The organism is Prevotella melaninogenica, assembly GCF_018127925.1.
Lineage (GTDB): Bacteria > Bacteroidota > Bacteroidia > Bacteroidales > Bacteroidaceae > Prevotella > Prevotella melaninogenica_C.
Genome location: NZ_CP072347.1, coordinates 1,129,027 through 1,147,566, shown reverse-complemented (window position 1 = coordinate 1,147,566; position 18,540 = coordinate 1,129,027). Strand labels below are relative to the sequence as shown.

The window sequence follows — 18,540 nt, the reverse complement described above, 5'->3', positions numbered from 1 at the left end:
AGTGGTATTGTCTTAAGGAGAGTATAAGTCTTTATTCTATTTCAATCTATGCATTTAACAGAAGAACTATTCTTATTACTCTAAATGCGAAATAAGTAAAAAGGCTCAGTCGACAACATCTTCGTTTGTCTACTGAGCCTTTTCTTGTAGATGTATGTATATCGTTATCTTACGATATGTTCCAGTTCAACAGCCATTTCTTCTTGCAGCTCTTTTGCCTTTACAGCAGCAACTTCAGCAAAGTCTGTGTCAGTGCTTGCGTAGATAATACCACGTGATGAGTTCACAAGTAGACCACAATCCTTTGTCATTCCATACTTACAAACCTCCTGCAAGCTACCACCTTGTGCACCAACACCTGGTACCAAGAGGAAATGTTCTGGTGCTATACGGCGGATATCCTCAAACATCTTTCCCTGTGTTGCACCTACAACGTACATGAGGTTTTCGGTTGTTCCCCATTCCTGTGACTTCTTTAAGACTTTTTCAAAGAGGTGTTCGCCCTGCTTATCCTCTGTCAGCTGGAAGTCATGGCTACCTTTGTTGCTTGTCAATGCGAGTAGGATAACCCACTTTCCGTCATACTCAAGGAAAGGTTTTACACTGTCTTCGCCCATGTATGGAGCCACAGTAACAGAATCAAGATTATACTCTTCGAAGAATGTCTGGGCATACATCTTAGATGTGTTGCCGATATCACCACGCTTAGCATCAGCAATGATAAAGTGGTTTGGATGGTTTTCCTTTATATATTGAATGGTCTTTTCAAATGCCAACATACCTTTCAAACCATAGCACTCATAGAAAGCAAGGTTTGGTTTATAGGCTACGCAATAAGGTGCTGTTGCATCAATGATTGCCTTGTTGAAAGCAAAGATAGGGTCATCCTCATTCTTCAAGTGTGCTGGTATCTTGTTGATATCAGTGTCAAGTCCCACACATAAGAATGTCTTCTTTGTGAAGATCTCGTTGATTAACTGTTGTCTGTTCATAAAGGTTATCTACTAAATATTGGTTGTTATAACTCTGTTTCCTTCAACTTCTCAGCATTCTCTTTAATGGTCAAAGCATCAATCATATCCTGGATTTCACCATTCATGAAGCCCTGAAGGTCGTGGGTAGTGAAGCCACGGTGGTCGGTAACACGTCCTTGTGGGTAGTTATAAGTTCGAATTTTAGCACTTCGGTCACCTGTTGATACCAAAGTCTTACGGCGACTTGCGATGTCATCAACATACTTCTGATGCTCGTGGTCATAGATGTAAGTATAAAGACGACTCAATGCGCGCTCCTTATTCTTTGGCTGATCACGTGTCTCGGTACACTCGATAAGGATTTCTTCTACCTCACCAGTGTTAGGATTCTTCCAAGGATAGCGCAGACGTACACCAGATTCAACCTTATTTACGTTCTGACCACCGGCACCACTGGAACGGAAAGTATCCCACTTGATATCGCCTTCGTTGATGTTTACTTCGAACTTATCAGCCTCTGGCAGTACGGCAACTGTCGCAGCAGATGTGTGCATACGACCTTGTGTCTCGGTAGCAGGTACACGCTGTACACGGTGAACACCTGACTCATACTTTAAGGTACCATAGACGTTATCACCTTCAACGGCAAAGTCAATCTCCTTAAATCCACCTGCAGTACCCTCAGAAACGGAAGTGATAGAGAGCTTCCAGCCCTTCTTGTCGCAATAACGTTTGTACATATTAAAGAGATCACCGGCAAAGAGCGCAGCTTCATCACCACCCGCACCACCACGAATCTCCATTTGAACGTTCTTAGCGTCCTCTGGGTCTTTCGGTACAAGCAGTAATTTAATTTCTTCTTCAAGCTTAGGTTGGAGTTCCTCGTTCTCTGTCAGCTCCTCACGTGCCATCTCTTTCATCTCTGCATCACTCTCATTGGCAATGATATCCTTTGCCTCTTTGATAGTGGTAAGACAGTTAATATAACGGCGACGAGCATCCATAATGTCGCCAAGGTCCTTATATTCCTTTGTCAGTTTCACATAACGTGACTGATCTGCAATGACACTTGGGTCTGTTATAAGCGTTGATACTTCTTCATAACGAGCCTCAAGTCCATCGAGTTTCTGTAATATACTGTTGTTATCTATCATAATCTTTTAGTTTAATTCATAACCTATCGTTCAACATCCACAATCAGAAACAATCTGATACATGAAAGTGCGTATTCTCACACTTGGAGAATAACAATATTCCTAATTGTAAATTGTGAATTTATAATTGTGAATTATCAATATTCAAATGTGCCAAACTCACTCTTAATTGTTAAGCTACGCTTGCCTTCTTCGATGTGTCCGACAATCTGTGCATCGATGTTGAACTCCTTACTGATGGCAATAACCTGCTCAGCAACCTCTGGACGAACATAGATTTCCATACGATGACCCATGTTGAATACCTGATACATTTCCTTCCAGTCTGTACCGCTACACTCCTTAATAGCACGGAAGAGTGGAGGAACTGGGAACATATTATCTTTGATGACACGGCAATTCTCATTTACGAAGTGTAGTACTTTCGTTTGTGCACCACCTGTACAATGTACCATACCATGAACCTCTGGGCGCAACTCATCCAACAACCGCTTGATGACTGGAGCATAGGTACGAGTAGGAGAAAGTACTAATTCGCCTGCATTGACAGGACTTCCCTCCACAGCATCGGTCAACTTATACTTACCACTGTACACCAACTCCTCTGGTACTGCGTGGTCATAGCTCTCTGGATAGTTCTCAGCAAGATATTTAGCAAATACATCATGACGCGCAGAAGTCAGACCATTGCTACCCATACCACCGTTATAGTGTGTCTCGTATGTAGCCTGACCAGTAGATGAAAGACCTACTATCACATCGCCTGGACGGATGTTTGCATTGTCAATAACATCCTCACGACGCATACGGCAGGTAACAGTTGAGTCGACGATAATCGTACGAACAAGGTCGCCGACATCTGCCGTCTCACCGCCAGTAGGGTAGATGCCAATGCCCATTTTGCGCATATCAGCCAAGAGTTCGTCCGTACCATTGATGATAGCTGAGATAACCTCGCCTGGCACAAGCATCTTGTTGCGGCCAATGGTTGAGCTAACAAGGATGTTATCTACCGCACCCACACAGAGCAAGTCGTCTGTATTCATTACGATAGCATCCTGCGCAATACCACGCCATACGCTTAGGTCGCCCGTCTCCTTCCAATACATGTAAGCCAGTGCAGACTTTGTACCAGCACCGTCAGCATGCATAATGTTGCAATACTCTGGATCTCCGCCAAGAATATCGGGGATAATCTTACAGAAAGCCTGTGGGTAAAGACCTTTGTCAATGTTCTTGATGGCATTATGCACATCTTCCTTAGCAGCACTTACGCCGCGCATCATGTATCTGTTGTTCATATCTTAAAAGGAGTTTTCTTGTGCAAAGGTAGCTAATATTTGTTGATTATCAGCTGAATTAAAGCATAAATTTCTACTAAAAGAGGGCTTTTATTGCTTGAAAAATATGTTGCCGACTTTTATAATTGTTTTGAAGTTCTATCATAGATAGATATTAACTTATTGCCCGCTTTGACGTGTTAGTGATTTTAGTTGGTACTGGGCAGCTTCTATTTTATAGTATTTTGCATGTTAAAGATAGTCTTCTTTTTGTCGAATCAAAGTCTTATTTGTAAAAATAAATTTCTGTGTTTTGATAAAAGTACTAAGGTATGTTAATTTCAATATAGCTCCATTGTAAAAATCTGAAAATCAATTATATTTGTCACAAATATGAGACCTATGTTATTGAAAGACTTCTTCCAGATGTTCCCTGATGAGGATAGCTGCGAGAACTACCTTAGAGCTGTTCGAGAGGAAATAGGTGTTGTGTGTCCTAAGTGTGGAGCTACAAAGTATAAATGGCTGCCTGGAAGGAAATCCTTTCAATGTGAGAACTGTGGCAACAGAATCTCGTTGACAAAGGGTACCGTTATGGAACATAGCAAACTACCGCTGTATGATTGGTTCTCTACTGCGCACATGATGACATCCATCAAGCAGGTACTGTCGGCTAAGGAGATCCAGCATCAGCTTGAACTCGAATATTACTCTCCCGCATGGTTGATGATGATGAAATTGCGAGAGATTATGGGGCAGAGGGACAGCATCTATACACTCTCTGATGACTATGAGGCATACTTTGAAAGTGTTTAAGGTTTGTTAGTACTTTTATCAAAACACAGAAAAATAAATTCGTATATGAAAAACCAATAGGTACTCTTTTGGCTTTGAAAAGACGCCCTTTTGGCTTGCTAAAGATGCCCTTTTGAGGTCTTACTAACGCCCTTTAAGAAGCCAATTAAGTACCTTTTGAAATGGTGGTTTGTAATGGTTTGATTATTAGTTAGTTATAAAAGTGATGCTTAGGACTGTTTTAGGCTGTCTTTTAAGATAAAATCAGTGGATGTTTTGTAATAAAATTTCCTTTGTGTGTGTCTTTTTTAGCATTCTTTGTTTGTGTTATTTTTGTCCGAACGTAGCTAACAAAGTAGGCAACGTTCGGACAAAAGTATTTGATGTGGTTCTTAGATAGGTTGTACTGAAGTCTGTTTCTTATGCTTTCAACCCTTGTTTTTATAGATTACGCAATTTTTCTTCAGCGCGCTGAAGGTCTTCTGGCGTATCAATACCGATGGTTTCAACATCCGTAAGACCTACCTTTATTTTATATCCGTTCTGTAACCAGCGTAGCTGTTCAAGGCTTTCTGCTAACTCAAGTGAGGACTGTGGCAGGCGACTTACTTCACGTAACACCTCAGTGCGGTAAGCATAGAGCCCGATGTGTTTGAGGAATGGAAAATGAGTGAGCCACTCTGCACTTTCTTTACCACGTACAAAAGGAATGACTGAGCGAGAGAAATAAAGTGCATAGCCATCATTGTCGAGTACAATCTTAGGTGAATTAGGATTCTCTACCGCCTCCATTGACTCAAAAGGTTTGCCAAGTGTCGCTATCTGTGTGCGTGAATCGTCAAAACAATGCATGACAGTTTCAAGTTGACTTCTCTGTATGAAAGGCTCGTCACCCTGTATGTTGATAACGACATCAAAGTCTCCACCCACCTTGTCGAGGGCCTCGCAGATTCTATCTGTGCCACTCTGATGGTCGGAACGAGTCATTATAGCCTTACCGCCAAACGCCTCTACAGCATCGTAGATACGTTGGTCGTCTGTGGCAACAAATACATCTTCCATCACACTACTTACCTGTCTGTAAACATGTTCTATTACGGCTTTTCCTCCAAGTATTGCTAAAGGTTTACCAGGAAAGCGTGAAGAACTATAGCGAGCGGGGATAATTCCAATAAATTTCATACGTGTTTCTATCTGTTTAAAGTTTAATATACTGCTGGTTTATGTGCCAGTATGCGCAAAAGTAGTAAATCTTTATTAAAAAGGCGATGACTTCCCGACATATTTCCTTTAAATTTATTAAATTTGTTGGCATGATGAAGGTTACATTGATTGGTGCTGGTAATCTTGCCACACAGTTAGGTAAGTCGTTGAAAAAGGCTGGTGTTATTATCAGTCAGGTGTATAGTCGTACTGAAGATTCTGCCCGAACGTTAGGTGAATTGCTTGAGGCAGAGTGGCTAACAGATATAAAAGCACTTCGCGATGAGGCTGATATTTACATCTTTTCTGTGAAAGATAGTGTTCTCTGTGAGTTGATATCAGAGGTCTGTAAGAGTAGGGGAGAGAAGCTTTTTCTCCACACAGCTGGCTCTATGCCAATGAGTTGTTTTGAAGGAAAGGCACTGCATTATGGTGTGTTCTATCCCATGCAGACGTTCTCTAAGTCTAAGGATGTGGATTTTGAACGTATTCCAGTCTTCATTGAGGGCAATTCTATTGAGACGGAGGATGTTATTAGGAGTTTTGCTAATAAACTTTCTCAGCGTGTGATAAGGCTGTCTTCCGCAGATAGGAAGTATCTACATTTAGCTGCAGTTTGGGCTTGTAACTTTACAAATTACTGCTATGCGGTGGCTTCAGACATTCTCGGTGAGCATGGTATTCCATTCGATGTGATGTTGCCATTGATTAATGAAACAACAGATAAGATACAGAAAATCAGCCCAAAGGAGGCACAGACTGGACCTGCTGTGCGTGGAGATAGGAATGTAATGAGCAAGCAGTTGGAGTTGATGAATGGCAAAGAGGATTTGCAGGAACTTTATCAGATGCTTTCGAAGGGTATTAATCCGCTGGTGGATAATCTCACTTTAGACAAAAGATAGATTAATAATAAACTCTAATATATAGATGTAACTTGTTATAATGTAGTTGTTTACAATCTAAATTGATTATACTTACTTATATGATAAACTACGATTTACAAAAGATAAAAGCTGTTGTCTTTGATGTGGATGGCGTATTGTCTGCTTCTACCATTCAGATGGATGAAAAGGGTGACCCACTACGTACGATTAATATTAAGGATGGTTATGCTGTTCAGTTGGCTGTAAAGCATGGGCTACAGCTTGCGATTATGACTGGTGGACATAACGAGAATGTTCGTTCACGCTATGAATATCTTGGTGTTAAGGATGTTTATATTAGCTGTTCGATGAAGATACGCACTTGGGAAGAGTTTCTTAAGAAGTATGATTTGAAAGAAGAAGAAATCATATATGTTGGTGATGACATTCCTGATTACGAAGTGATGAAGCGTGCTGGCTGTCCTTGCTGTCCAAAGGATGCTTGTGCAGAAATCAAAGAGATATCAACCTACGTTAGTGATTGTAAGGGAGGATATGGTGTTGCACGTGATATTCTTGAGCAGGTGATGAAGGCTCAAGGGAAATGGGTATTGAATGAAAAGGCTTTTGGCTGGTAAACTGTAATATAATGAAACGTATAATACTTGCGAGTAATTCGCCGCGTCGTCGTGAACTTTTAGGTGGTTTGGACTTGGATTTTGAGGTAAAAGTGTTGCCTGATATTGCTGAATCTTATCCTGATAATCTACCAGCTGTTGAAGTAGCTGGCTATATTTCTCGTGAGAAGGCAGCCCCCTATCGTACATTGATAGGAGAGGGCGACCTTGTTATTACGGCTGACACGGTGGTAATTGTTGGAGATGAGGTGCTTGGAAAGCCTAAGGATGCAGAGGATGCACGTCGTATGCTTCAGCTTATCAGTGGTAGAACGCATCAGGTTATTACGGGTGTTTGTTTATTGACAACTGATAAGGAACATGCTTTCTCAGTGACTACTGATGTGACATTTAAGCAGCTTTCGGAGGATGAAATCACCTATTACATAGAGCATTATAAGCCTTTCGATAAAGCAGGGGCTTATGGTATTCAAGAATGGATTGGCTATGTTGGGGTTACATCTATTAACGGTAGTTATTTTAATGTTATGGGATTGCCAGTGCAAAGACTGTGGGAAGAAATAAAGAAGTTTTAATATGAAGACGATACTCATCCTTGTTGGGAAAACACAGAGTAAGATATTTAAGGTTGGTATAGATGATTATGTCAGTCGTATTGAGCATTATATGCCATTTAGTATTACGACAATCCCAGAATTAAAAAATACGAAAAGCCTTTCTGAAGATCAACAAAAACAAAAGGAAGGTGAATTGATTTTGAAAGAAATTCAGCCTTCTGATACGGTCGTATTGTTAGACGAACATGGTGCTGAATTTCGTTCTATTGAATATGCAAATTGGTTGAAACAAAAACAAAATACGGCTCGACGACTTATTTTTATCATTGGTGGACCCTATGGTTTTTCCCCAGATGTTTATGCACGTGCCAATGAAAAGATCTCATTGTCACGTATGACTTTTTCACATCAGATGGTCAGGCTCATCTTTACAGAACAACTTTATCGTGCTTGCACAATTATAAAAGGTGAACCATATCACCATGAATAAATTCTATTTTGCTATCTTTACGCAGCGTTTTTATGCCTAACACATATGGTGTTAATGGTAAGCACCATATGTGCTGAGCATGAACACAAAACGTGCTTATCGTTTTTTAAGATAATGGTAGTTATGATAAATAGGGGTTATAAAGCCCTATTTATCATTTTTTTAAGGTCGATTGGAATAAAAAAGAATTGCTATATATGAAGTCTCTATGACTTCATATATAGCAAGTAAGAATAAGCAAAAAGATTATTCGCCTAAAATCTCAGATGGTTTATTAACGAATATAGTGCCACCATGCTGTATTAAAAAGTCTTTATCACGAAATCCCCAAAGCACACTTATGCATGGTAATCCGCAGTTTTTGGCTGTCATTATATCTACATCACTGTCACCAATATATACAGCACCTTCCTTTGATGCTCCTAATTGTCGAAGAGCCTCTAACACGGTGTCTGGTGCTGGCTTCTTTCTAATAGTCTCGCGCTCTCCTATTGCCACCTCTATTGTGTCTGGAAAGAAATGTTTTGCGAGGTCTTGTGTTGCTGCATAGAACTTATTGCTTACAATAGCAAGCTTCTTACCACGGCGTTTTAATTCGCGTAATAACGCTGGAATACCCTCGTAAGGACTGGTTGTGTCAAGATTATGTTCCAAATAATGTTCACGAAACTTGGCGTAAGTCTCCTCAAACTTAGGGTTATTAATACCATTAGGAATGGCACGTTCCATGAGTAGTTTTACTCCATTTCCCACAAACATACGTATTTCTTCTATTGTACGTTCAGGCATCCCAGCCCAACGAAGTGCATAGTTTGTACTTGCAGCCAAGTCGTTTAATGTACTTAGCAACGTACCATCTAAATCAAAGATATATGTATCAAATTCTTTCATTATCCTTTTATTTACCTCAGACAAAAGTACACAATTATACGGACAATAGCTTATCTTTTCTCTTAAATTTCAAAAAAGATATAATCAAAGTCGCATGTCATTGCTCGTTTTGTACTTTAAAATTGTACCTTTGCACTTCAGAATTATAAAGTAAAGACGATGGCAAAATCTAAAGGAAAGAACAAAGGGACAACGTCCCGTTGGATTATTGTTGCAATTTTTGCGATATTAGCAGGTGTAGCATACTTTCTTTTCTTCTCGGGAATGTCCCGTACAGGGAAAGAAAAATATGTTCTTATTGATGAGAACGACAATATAGACTCAGTATATGCTAAGCTTCAGCCAATCTCAACTCCTCAAGGTTTTTGGGTATTCAAGCAGCTTGCAGGAATTATGGGATATTCAAATCATATCCGTCCTGGTAGATTTACTGTTGGTTCTTCTGGTTCTCTTCAGACTTCACGTCATATTATTAATGGTCTTCAAGCCCCTGTGAAGATTACGATTAGGTCAGTAAGAACGATTGAAGATCTTGCCACTGATGTGAGCGAAAAGCTGATGTTCTCACGTTCAGAATTCCTTTCTCGTCTTAAATCAAAAGAAACTTGTAAGAAGTATGGTTTTACTCCAGAAACCATCCCTGCAATGTTTATTCCTAATACATACGATTTCTATTGGAATACTTCAGTCGATAAGTTTCTCGATAAGATGAGTGAAGAGAACAAGAAGTTCTGGAACTTTGAACGTAAAGAGAAGGCGAAACAGGCTGGCTTTACTGAAAGTGAGATTGTTACGCTTGCAAGTATTGTTGACGAAGAAACCGATAATGAGGCAGAAATGCCAAAGATTGCAGGTATGTATATCAATCGTTTACACATGAATATGCCTTTGCAGGCTGATCCAACAATAAAGTTTGCTACAAAGAACTTTACTGCTCATCGTATCTATCAGAAGTGGCTTACGATTGATAATCCTTATAATACCTATAAATATCGCGGTCTTCCTCCTGGCCCAATACGTATTCCATCTGTGGCAGCTATTGATGCTGTATTGAATTATGTTCATCATGATTATATCTACATGTGTGCTAAGGAGGATTTTAGTGGTACACATAACTTTGCCAAGACATATGAAGAGCATCAAGTGAATGCTGCTCAGTATGCTAAAGCATTGAATGAACGTGGAATAAATTAAGGAGGAAATATAGTTTATTTGACTATCTTCTCTTGAAGTTTTAATACTTATCTTATTATGTGCGATGCTTCCACACATACTGTGTTGAGGCCTCGCACATATCTTGTTGATGCCCCGCACATGTTGTGCGGATGGTAATAACCAAAGAAAGCTGGGGCTATCAGTCTTACTAAAATTAGGCTTCTCAATTAGAATTTACCTATTGCTTGCCATAAATTATCTTTTGGCAGTGGTGATTCTATACAGATCTTCTCCTTTGAAACAGGGTGAATGAATTCAACGCGATGGCTCAACAAACAAATACTGCCATCTGGATTAGAACGCGGAGCACCATATTTCAAATCGCCTTTTATAGGGCAGTCCATATTAGACAACTGACAACGGATTTGATGATGACGACCTGTCATCAGATTAATCTCTAATAGTGTGTAACGTTCTGACTGATTGATTACCTTATAATGTAAGATAGATTTCTTAGAAGTTGGTACTTGGTGATTATAAGCATAACTCTTATTCTGGCGTTCGTTACGTACAAGCCAGTCTGTTAGTGTAGCCTCTGTCTCAAATGGTGGACGCGTAACAATAGCCCAATAAGTCTTATGCACCTCACCATTGCGGAACATATCGTTTAGCCTTGTAAGCGCTTTTGATGTCTTGGCAAAGACAACCAATCCTGCCACAGGACGGTCCAGTCTATGTACAACACCCAAAAATACATTCCCAGGTTTCTGGTATTTCTCCTTTATCCATTGTTTGACAATCTCTGACAAAGGTTTATCACCCGTTTTATCACCTTGTACAATCTCGCCTGCCTCTTTGTAGACGATGATGATATGATTATCTTCGTAAAGTACTTCCATAGTAAGAAAAGCCTTATAGAGAGCTATAATAAAAGATTATCAGTAGTAACAATTATAGAGAAACAGCTTATATAAAATCTTCCTTTTTCGCTGTATGTATTAGAAGAAAGGTCTAACCACTTGTCAAATAAGTAAAGAATTTATAGAAGCGAACTAAATTCTCCCTCCCTACCCTTTCAGCATTGCTGACAGGAGGGAGGGAAGAAACTTTACATATTCATACCGCCATCAACCTGGATAACCTGACCTGTAACATAGCTTGACAGTTCAGAACCAAGGTAAACGGCTGTGTTTGCTATATCCTCAACAGTACCTCCGCGGCGAAGAGGAATCTTTGAAGTCCATTCCTTACGGATATTGTCATCCAAAGCCTGTGTCATAGCTGTATCAATGAAGCCTGGAGCAATAGCATTGGCACGAATTCCCTTAGGGCCCATCTCCTGAGCTATACTCTTAGCCAAAGCAATCATACCAGCCTTTGAAGCTGAATAGTTAGCCTGACCAGCATTACCATGAACGCCAACAACACTTGCCATGTTGATAATACTACCACCACGCTGACGCATCATCACTGGTACACAAGCGTGAATGAAGTTGAAGGCACTCTTAAGGTTTACTGCGATAACTGCATCCCACTGCTGCTCAGTCATACGAAGCATAAGACCATCTTTCGTAATACCAGCATTATTGATGAGGATATCAATAGAACCGAATTCCTCCTTAACCTGCTTTACAACCTCTTCAGACTGTGCGAAGTCTGCAGCATTACTTGCATAACCCTTAGCTTTTACGCCAAAAGCAGCAATCTCTGCCTCTGTAGCCTTGCCATTCTCGTCGATAACGAGGTCGGTGAATGCAACGTTTGCACCCTCCTCTGCAAACTTCAATGCGATAGCCTTACCAATACCACGTGCAGCACCTGTAATCAGGGCTGTCTTACCTTCCAATAATTTCATGTTGTTTTGATTTATATTGTTAGTTTATAAGTTTATAATAAGCAAGCTAACTGAAATCACATGATAGTATAATGATTTATTTCAGTCCGCTTTTTCCTAATGCACCATACACAACCTTAGCCACAAGTGGACGTGAAGATTCCTCTGTTAGTCCATGACCTAAGCGACCGTAGATAAATGGTACTTCAAGTCCTTTGATACAATAGTGTGTGATGTCTGCTACAAGTTCAACGTTTTCAATATCAAAATCTCCGTCTTCCTTGGCATCAGAATAAACTTTACGGAAGAGTTCAATCTCGTCTTCATCGAAGTTCTTTCGCGCCTTTTCTACCATCCATATATTCCTAAAGAACTCTGCGCGCAAATTACCATTACGCATCACAGTCTCTTTAATCATACTAAGGTGTGTATAAATGAGTTCGATGATTTTATCCTGAGGGCTGATGTTTTTAGCAGCTACTTCGTCCAACTTGTCTGATAAACGCTCCAGCTCAGACTCAATAACAGCATAATACACATCGTCCTTGCTCTTAAAGTAAGTGTAGAGTGTGCGTCTACCTTTACCTGAAGCCTTGGCGATGTCGTTCATCGTTGTGTTGGCAATACCATTTTTTGCAAAAAGTTGGCGTGCTACATCAACAAGCTTTTGTCTGGTCTTTGATATTGACATACTCTTGTAATTATTCATTTAGTTACTTGCACATCGCAAATCTTATGTGCAAAATTATAGATTATATCCCATATTCGCAAATTTATACGGATAAAAGTTGTTCTTTTTTAATCTTTTTATCCTTAATGTTGTTCTGTTTTACCTTAATATAGTTCTTGAGAAGTATAATTAGCCTTAATTGTATAGTAGATAATAGTTCTGTTCTTCTTATTGATTGTAATATAAGTTATCCCTCTCCTATCTATATTTTGTAATGTGTTTAAGCCTCAACACCACTCGTGCTGAGCATGAGCACCAATTGTGCTGAGCATGAGCACTACTTGTGCTGGGCAACAATACATTGCTTGAAAATGAATGGAGAGCGACTTTATAGTAGTTGTATATAAGGTGGAATACTATAAACACTGATGATAGCGTAAATGTTTAGCGGACAGCATTGATAAATAGTAGGACTGATTTAAGGGTATAAAAATTATCCCTCGATTCACATCGAGGGATAACAACAACACAAACACAAAATAAAGCAGGATACACCTGCAATATTGTTTTTGCTTACTAATCTTGACTATTATTAATCGTAAAAAATGATTTCTACATAACTCCGTCTTCTCTGAGCTTCTCCTGCCATTTCCAAGCAGTTGCGAGAACGTCAGCCAATGGCGTGTCAGCTTTCCAACCCAATACTGTGTTGGCTTTGGTGCAATCGCCCCAGATCTTTTCGATATCGCCTTCACGACGTGGACCATACTTCCAGTTTACCTTAACACCAGTAGCTTTTTCAAAGGTTTCGACAATCTCCTTTGTAGAGTTACCACTACCTGTACCAATGTTGAAGTACTCAATCTTCTCTGTATCCTGGTCAAGTACGCGTGCCATAGCTGCAACGTGAGCCTTTGCCAAATCAACAACATAGATGTAGTCACGGATACAAGTACCATCAGGTGTGTTATAATCATTACCGAAGATGGTCAATTCCTTTCTGATACCCATAGCTGTCTGTGTAACAAAAGGAATCAAGTTATTTGGTACACCATTAGGTAACTCACCAATCAATGCTGATGGGTGTGCACCAATAGGATTAAAATATCTCAATACGATACTCTTAATATCGGCACCGCTATTAATATAATCTAAGATAATTTGCTCGTTGATTTCCTTAGTATTACCGTATGGTGAAGTTGCTTTCTGATGTGGAGCATCCTCTGTAACAGGTAGGTTTTCAGGCTTAGGCTGACCATATACCGTACAAGAACTTGAGAAGATAATTCCCTTTACATTGTACTTTGGCATAAGTTCCAATAGATTCAACAATGAAACAATATTGTTTCTATAATACATCAAAGGAAGCTGTACACTCTCGCCTACTGCCTTAGAAGCAGCGAAATGAATAATACCTTCTATCTTAGGATATTTACGGAAGACATTTTCTGTAGCTTCACGATCACGAAGGTCAACCTGCTCAAAAGCTGGTCTAACGCCCGTTATTTTTTCAATACCATCTAAAACCTCAATTTTAGAGTTAGATAAATCGTCAACAATAACGACTTCATAACCAGCTTCTATCAGCTCTACACTTGTGTGTGAACCAATAAATCCCGTTCCTCCAGTAACAAGAATTGTTTGTTTCATTTTATATTGTTTTCCTTATTTAGGCTGTTTTATTTCAATGAGTTATGTTGCAAAGATAATGTTTTTTTTATAATCATCAAAAAAAGAGCGTAAAAAAATGTGTTCATATATACAAAATCGAAAACTTTTTGTATATTTGTCGTTGTTATAAAATAAACATATACCAAGGACATGACAGAAACTGAACAGACCCAGCAACAGATTGAACGCTTTTTGAAGAAAGTTGCACAGAAATTTACTGCTAATGACTGTGATATGCCTATGACTGATATTCATTTGCGTGTATCGCAAGATAGTGGTGACCTTATGGCTTTTGACGATGGAGATGATGAGATTACTCGTTGTGTCATCGACCAATGGATTGATAATAAGAGTGATAATTTTTATCAAGAAGCAGCATGTATCTTACGTTCAGAACTTAATCGTACTAAGAACGTTATTGAGAATATGTCAATCATGAAACCTTATAGTTTCATCCTTGAAGATGATGATAAGAATAATATTGCAGAACTTTATCTTGTTGATGATGACATTGCTATTATAGGTGGCGACCTCATGCATGATTTAGATAAGGACCTCGATTGCTTCCTCAAAGATTTATTGGATAAAGAAGAATGAGGAGATTAATCTTTATATTCACCTATTTTTTAGCTTGTCTTCTCCCCTTTTCTGCTTTTGCTCAGCGACATCAAATCAATGACGATAATATTCGTTCATTGCAGGTTGTTGCTAATCAGAAGTGGATGGACTTGCCTATCATGGTACTCAATGACGGAAAGATAAGTATAGATTTTGACGATCTTACACACACTTACCGCCGTCTGACTTATCGGTTAGAGCATTGTGAAGCTGATTGGAAGCCTTCCGTCGGACTCTTTGAAAGTGATGTCGTAGATGGTTTTATAGCAGGAAACACAATAGATGATGTAAAGGAGTCTACCCTAACGAATACACTTTACACACATTATCATTTGAATATTCCAAATGATAATTGCCAACCAAAGTTGTCTGGCAATTATCGTCTATATGTCTATGATGATGATAGTAGCTCTGACCACCCTTTACTTACAGCTTGCTTTATGCTTACAGAACCTGCAGAGAGTTCTATGGGTGTTAGATTGAATATAACTACACAAACAGATCAGTCGATTAACCGTGAGCAACAGCAGGCTGAGATGCTGATAGATTATGGCACTTACATAGTAAGTAATCCACAGGAGCAGATTAAGACAGTAGTATTACAAAACCGTAATTGGCTTGATGCTCGTTGGAATAGTAAACCGCAGTATGTCATGCCAAATGGTTTACGATGGTCGCACAATCAGGATTATATCTTTTGGGCGGGTAATGAATATAGGAAGTTTGAGATTCTCTCAACCGATGTTGCTTCTATGGGCGTAGATAAAATTGGTTGGGATGGTAAGAATTTTCATGCCTATCTCTTCCCTACTACTCCATTCTTAAATTATCTGTATGATGAAGATGCTGATGGTGCATTTTTGATACGTAACTCTGATAATGTTGAGATAAATACAACGAGTGACTATATGCTGACTCATTTTCAGTTAAACGTACCTTCCCCCAACCCTTACAGAATATTTTTGAATGGTGATTGGACTTATGACCGTCTGCTTCCTACTTATGAGATGACATATAATTCTACTGGTGGATATTATGAGGCAGTAGTCCCTTTGAAGTTAGGTTATTATAACTATCAGTTCCTTGCTGCAGATGAGCAAGGTAGACTCTCGTCTTTTAGAGTTGACAATAGCCATTATCAAACCGAAAATAGCTATCAAGCCCTTATTTATTTCCGTCCACAAGGAGGACGTACCGATAAGCTTGTTGGCTATGCAAATGTTAGGTTTATCAAGAAATAAGGGATTATTCAGTTATCAAAACATCGTGTTTTTATATTCTTAAAGCACCTGATATTTTATGTTTTCTAATTTGAAAATATATTACATAATTTGTTATCTTTACTCCCTAAAAGCATAAGAAATGATATCTTAAAATCATCTTTGTAACTATCAGCAATTCAGCATATTATAAAACCATGTTTTAAAAGGTGTTTAGTAAGGGTTCAAAAGGGCGTTAGTTAGCATCGAAAAGGGCATCTTTTGCAAGCCAATTGGGCGTCTTTTCGAATCCAATTAAGCATCTTTAAAAAAGCAGGTTGTGAAATAATAGGACAAACGGAAACTTTTCGACAGTTGGGTGAAATTGTATATAAACAAAAAAAGTGTATCAAGAGGAAACAATACCGTTTCATACTTTCGATACACTTTTTCTATTTTACTAATACTGTAAACTTACTGTTAGAAAAGAACAATAAGTTTCAATAATCTGATTTCATTAATCATTCATCGACAACAGGAACTCCTCATTGTTCTCTGTACGTCTCATACGGTCGTGGATAGAGTTCATAGCCTCGATAGAATTCATGTCAGCAATGTACTTGCGGAGAATCCACATACGATCAAGTGTTGTACGATCCTGGAGGAGGTCATCACGACGTGTACTTGAAGCAACCAAGTTAACAGCTGGGAAGATACGCTTGTTACTCAAGCTACGGTCAAGCTGCAACTCCATATTACCTGTTCCCTTGAACTCCTCGAAGATAACCTCATCCATCTTAGAACCAGTATCAATCAAGGCTGTTGCAATGATAGTCAAAGAACCACCACCCTCAATATTACGTGCAGCACCGAAGAAACGCTTTGGCTTCTGCAATGCATTGGCATCCACACCACCAGTCAAGACCTTACCAGATGCTGGTGCTACAGTGTTGTAAGCACGTGCCAAACGAGTGATTGAGTCAAGGAAGATAACTACATCATGACCACATTCAACCATGCGTTTTGCCTTCTCCAAAACGATACCGGCAATCTTAACGTGGCGTTCTGCAGGCTCATCAAATGTTGAAGCAATAACCTCTGCATTTACTGTGCGTGCCATATCGGTAACCTCCTCAGGACGCTCATCAATCAAGAGCATCATCAAGTAAGCCTCTGGATGGTTGGCTGCAATAGCATTTGCAATATCCTTCATCAAGATAGTCTTACCCGTCTTTGGCTGCGCAACAATCAATGCACGCTGTCCCTTACCGATTGGTGAGAAGAGATCTACAATACGTGTTGAAAGATTAGTTGTACGAGGATCGCCACAGAGTGTGAACTTCTCCTCAGGGAAGAGTGGTGTAAGATGTTCGAAAGGTATACGGTCACGTACTTCAGAAGGCTTACGACCATTAATCTTATCAATGCTTGTCAGTGGGAAATACTTCTCACCCTCATGTGGTGGACGTACGTGGCATTCTACAACGTCACCTGTCTTCAGACCATATTGCTTAATCTGATTGTTTGCAATATACACATCATCAGGTGATGCTAAGTAATTATAATCGCTTGAACGGAGGAAGCCATAACCATCAGGCATTACCTCAAGAACACCGTTTGCCTTGATAAGGTCAGAGAAATCATAGTTCGCATTGTTAGCAACTGGGGCATTATCATAGACCGGAGTTGACGGTAGCTGAGCAGGAGTTGTAGGCTGATCAAACATATCATAGTTTGGAACAATACCCTGATCTTCAATTGGTAGGTCAACAACTGGAATGAAATCTGTACCATCTCCTGGGTCACCTGCCCATACACCATCAGGTAATACAGAGTAACCAGCTGGTTCCATATTCATATTATGTGCGTTAACCTTCTCCTGAAGGCGTGCCAATAATTCTTCTTTACCTTCACTCTCTTCCTGCTGTGGTACGTTAGAGAACTGATCTTCTGGGATGAAATCCTCTGGAACAGATGGCTCTACATTCTCTACGGGAGCCTCCTCTACAGGCTCTTCAGTCTGCTGTGCTTCTTCTGCTTTTGCCTTTATAGCTGCTTCTGCAGCCGCAATAGCCTCTAATTCAGCCTTAGATTTACGACCACGATGCTTAGGAATAGATGCTAATATTTCTTCTGGAGATTTTTCTTCAGTCTTATCGTCCTTTGTTTCAGGCAACTCTTTGAACAATGAAGGCTGACTTGTTGCCATGTTTTTATTCTTCTGTACGTCGAAGTTTTCCCCTTCTTCACCATGTACCGAATAAACCCTGTCGGTATCTTTTCGTGCTATTCTGGTACGCTTACGCTTTGATTCTAAGGGATGTGCTGTACCTGCCTCTTCTGCCTGACGGTCAAGGATGGCATAAACGAGCTTATCCTTATCATCTCCAGGTGAGTAAACAGCACCAGTACTCTGAACAATAGCTTCAAGTTCAGAAACTTCTTTCTCTAATAATTCTTCTTTGCTTAACATATAAATATGTATGGGAAATTACATTTGATAGTGTCGACGTTTCATAAGGTGAAACATCATTAAATGTGTCTT

Annotated in this window: 17 protein-coding genes and 1 pseudogene; 8 read left to right on the top strand and 10 right to left on the bottom strand. The window is 39.6% G+C overall.

The features are described from left to right. Positions 1 to 164: 164 nt before the first annotated feature. The 3 genes from pyrF to J4861_RS04330 all read right to left on the bottom strand — a co-directional run bounded on the left by pyrF (position 165) and on the right by J4861_RS04330 (position 3,429). Entirely contained in the window at positions 165 to 992 is an 828-nt protein-coding gene (gene pyrF, locus J4861_RS04340; protein ID WP_211815934.1) for an orotidine-5'-phosphate decarboxylase, read from the bottom strand. A gap of 26 nt (positions 993 to 1,018) precedes the next feature. Further along, positions 1,019 to 2,128, bottom strand: a complete 1,110-nt coding sequence (gene prfA, locus J4861_RS04335) for a peptide chain release factor 1 (protein ID WP_211815933.1) — start codon at positions 2,126 to 2,128, stop codon at positions 1,019 to 1,021. Between the two features lie 137 nt (positions 2,129 to 2,265). Next, complete coding sequence (locus J4861_RS04330) at positions 2,266 to 3,429, bottom strand: AIR synthase-related protein (RefSeq protein WP_211815932.1); 1,164 nt, start codon at positions 3,427 to 3,429, stop codon at positions 2,266 to 2,268. Between the two features lie 381 nt (positions 3,430 to 3,810). Here J4861_RS04330 and J4861_RS04325 point away from each other — a divergent pair. After that, a pseudogene (locus J4861_RS04325) lies at positions 3,811 to 4,218 on the top strand (transposase); the annotation flags it as partial. 426 nt (positions 4,219 to 4,644) lie between these two features. On the opposite strand, the gene kdsB reads toward J4861_RS04325, so the two are convergent. After that, complete coding sequence (kdsB, locus tag J4861_RS04320) at positions 4,645 to 5,385, bottom strand: 3-deoxy-manno-octulosonate cytidylyltransferase (RefSeq protein WP_211815931.1); 741 nt, start codon at positions 5,383 to 5,385, stop codon at positions 4,645 to 4,647. Positions 5,386 to 5,516: 131 nt separating this feature from the next. On the opposite strand from kdsB, the gene J4861_RS04315 reads away from it, so the two are divergent. The 4 genes from J4861_RS04315 (at position 5,517) to rlmH (ending at position 7,957) form a co-directional block, all read left to right on the top strand. After that, a complete protein-coding gene (locus tag J4861_RS04315) occupies positions 5,517 to 6,311 on the top strand; it encodes a Rossmann-like and DUF2520 domain-containing protein (RefSeq protein ID WP_211815930.1) in 795 nt (264 codons plus the stop codon). An 80-nt stretch (positions 6,312 to 6,391) separates the two neighbouring features. Next, positions 6,392 to 6,910 (top strand): KdsC family phosphatase, encoded by a 519-nt coding sequence (locus J4861_RS04310; protein ID WP_211815929.1) that lies wholly within the window; start codon positions 6,392 to 6,394, stop codon positions 6,908 to 6,910. Between the two features lie 11 nt (positions 6,911 to 6,921). After that, the gene (locus J4861_RS04305; protein WP_211815928.1) at positions 6,922 to 7,485 is read left to right on the top strand and encodes a Maf-like protein; all 564 of its coding nucleotides are present in this window, start codon (positions 6,922 to 6,924) and stop codon (positions 7,483 to 7,485) included. Position 7,486: 1 nt separating this feature from the next. Continuing rightward, a complete protein-coding gene (gene rlmH, locus J4861_RS04300) occupies positions 7,487 to 7,957 on the top strand; it encodes a 23S rRNA (pseudouridine(1915)-N(3))-methyltransferase RlmH (protein ID WP_211815927.1) in 471 nt (156 codons plus the stop codon). 246 nt (positions 7,958 to 8,203) lie between these two features. Here the strand turns inward: rlmH and J4861_RS04295 are convergent, their stop codons facing one another. Then, the gene (locus tag J4861_RS04295) at positions 8,204 to 8,848 is read right to left on the bottom strand and encodes an HAD family hydrolase (RefSeq protein ID WP_211815926.1); all 645 of its coding nucleotides are present in this window, start codon (positions 8,846 to 8,848) and stop codon (positions 8,204 to 8,206) included. Positions 8,849 to 9,007: 159 nt separating this feature from the next. Between J4861_RS04295 and mltG the strand changes: the two genes are divergently transcribed. Beyond that, complete coding sequence (gene mltG / locus J4861_RS04290) at positions 9,008 to 10,042, top strand: endolytic transglycosylase MltG (RefSeq protein ID WP_211815925.1); 1,035 nt, start codon at positions 9,008 to 9,010, stop codon at positions 10,040 to 10,042. A 188-nt stretch (positions 10,043 to 10,230) separates the two neighbouring features. Here the strand turns inward: mltG and J4861_RS04285 are convergent, their stop codons facing one another. From J4861_RS04285 to galE, 4 genes are all read right to left on the bottom strand, one after another. Next, positions 10,231 to 10,902, bottom strand: coding sequence for an RluA family pseudouridine synthase (locus J4861_RS04285; RefSeq protein WP_211815924.1), 672 nt, complete (start codon positions 10,900 to 10,902; stop codon positions 10,231 to 10,233). A 209-nt stretch (positions 10,903 to 11,111) separates the two neighbouring features. Further along, positions 11,112 to 11,858, bottom strand: a complete 747-nt coding sequence (gene fabG, locus J4861_RS04280; protein WP_211794495.1) for a 3-oxoacyl-[acyl-carrier-protein] reductase — start codon at positions 11,856 to 11,858, stop codon at positions 11,112 to 11,114. Positions 11,859 to 11,934: 76 nt separating this feature from the next. Then, positions 11,935 to 12,528 carry a TetR/AcrR family transcriptional regulator gene (locus tag J4861_RS04275; RefSeq protein ID WP_004359820.1) on the bottom strand — a complete coding sequence of 198 codons (594 nt, stop codon included), beginning with the start codon at positions 12,526 to 12,528 and terminating at the stop codon, positions 11,935 to 11,937. 591 nt (positions 12,529 to 13,119) lie between these two features. Then, on the bottom strand, positions 13,120 to 14,157 hold the full coding sequence (gene galE, locus J4861_RS04270) for a UDP-glucose 4-epimerase GalE (RefSeq protein WP_211806601.1): 1,038 nt from the start codon (positions 14,155 to 14,157) through the stop codon (positions 13,120 to 13,122). Positions 14,158 to 14,328: 171 nt separating this feature from the next. Between galE and J4861_RS04265 the strand changes: the two genes are divergently transcribed. Then, the gene (locus J4861_RS04265; RefSeq protein ID WP_211794494.1) at positions 14,329 to 14,775 is read left to right on the top strand and encodes a hypothetical protein; all 447 of its coding nucleotides are present in this window, start codon (positions 14,329 to 14,331) and stop codon (positions 14,773 to 14,775) included. Then, positions 14,772 to 16,037, top strand: coding sequence for a type IX secretion system plug protein (locus J4861_RS04260; protein WP_211815923.1), 1,266 nt, complete (start codon positions 14,772 to 14,774; stop codon positions 16,035 to 16,037). Before J4861_RS04265 ends, J4861_RS04260 begins: the two co-directional genes overlap by 4 nt. A gap of 475 nt (positions 16,038 to 16,512) precedes the next feature. On the opposite strand, the gene rho is transcribed toward J4861_RS04260, so the two are convergent. Next, positions 16,513 to 18,468: a transcription termination factor Rho gene (gene rho / locus J4861_RS04255; protein WP_211815922.1), complete on the bottom strand. Its 1,956-nt coding sequence runs from the start codon at positions 18,466 to 18,468 to the stop codon at positions 16,513 to 16,515. Between the last annotated feature and the right edge of the window lie 72 nt (positions 18,469 to 18,540).

What these genes read in the sequence shown, in the direction of transcription:
- pyrF (WP_211815934.1), bottom strand. Translation starts at nt 992, where the DNA reads ATGAACAGACAACAGTTAATCAACGAGATCTTCACAAAGAAGACATTC.
- prfA (WP_211815933.1), bottom strand. Translation starts at nt 2,128, where the DNA reads ATGATAGATAACAACAGTATATTACAGAAACTCGATGGACTTGAGGCT.
- J4861_RS04330 (WP_211815932.1), bottom strand. Translation starts at nt 3,429, where the DNA reads ATGAACAACAGATACATGATGCGCGGCGTAAGTGCTGCTAAGGAAGAT.
- kdsB (WP_211815931.1), bottom strand. Translation starts at nt 5,385, where the DNA reads ATGAAATTTATTGGAATTATCCCCGCTCGCTATAGTTCTTCACGCTTT.
- J4861_RS04315 (WP_211815930.1), top strand. Translation starts at nt 5,517, where the DNA reads ATGATGAAGGTTACATTGATTGGTGCTGGTAATCTTGCCACACAGTTA.
- J4861_RS04310 (WP_211815929.1), top strand. Translation starts at nt 6,392, where the DNA reads ATGATAAACTACGATTTACAAAAGATAAAAGCTGTTGTCTTTGATGTG.
- J4861_RS04305 (WP_211815928.1), top strand. Translation starts at nt 6,922, where the DNA reads ATGAAACGTATAATACTTGCGAGTAATTCGCCGCGTCGTCGTGAACTT.
- rlmH (WP_211815927.1), top strand. Translation starts at nt 7,487, where the DNA reads ATGAAGACGATACTCATCCTTGTTGGGAAAACACAGAGTAAGATATTT.
- J4861_RS04295 (WP_211815926.1), bottom strand. Translation starts at nt 8,848, where the DNA reads ATGAAAGAATTTGATACATATATCTTTGATTTAGATGGTACGTTGCTA.
- mltG (WP_211815925.1), top strand. Translation starts at nt 9,008, where the DNA reads ATGGCAAAATCTAAAGGAAAGAACAAAGGGACAACGTCCCGTTGGATT.
- J4861_RS04285 (WP_211815924.1), bottom strand. Translation starts at nt 10,902, where the DNA reads ATGGAAGTACTTTACGAAGATAATCATATCATCATCGTCTACAAAGAG.
- fabG (WP_211794495.1), bottom strand. Translation starts at nt 11,858, where the DNA reads ATGAAATTATTGGAAGGTAAGACAGCCCTGATTACAGGTGCTGCACGT.
- J4861_RS04275 (WP_004359820.1), bottom strand. Translation starts at nt 12,528, where the DNA reads ATGTCAATATCAAAGACCAGACAAAAGCTTGTTGATGTAGCACGCCAA.
- galE (WP_211806601.1), bottom strand. Translation starts at nt 14,157, where the DNA reads ATGAAACAAACAATTCTTGTTACTGGAGGAACGGGATTTATTGGTTCA.
- J4861_RS04265 (WP_211794494.1), top strand. Translation starts at nt 14,329, where the DNA reads ATGACAGAAACTGAACAGACCCAGCAACAGATTGAACGCTTTTTGAAG.
- J4861_RS04260 (WP_211815923.1), top strand. Translation starts at nt 14,772, where the DNA reads ATGAGGAGATTAATCTTTATATTCACCTATTTTTTAGCTTGTCTTCTC.
- rho (WP_211815922.1), bottom strand. Translation starts at nt 18,468, where the DNA reads ATGTTAAGCAAAGAAGAATTATTAGAGAAAGAAGTTTCTGAACTTGAA.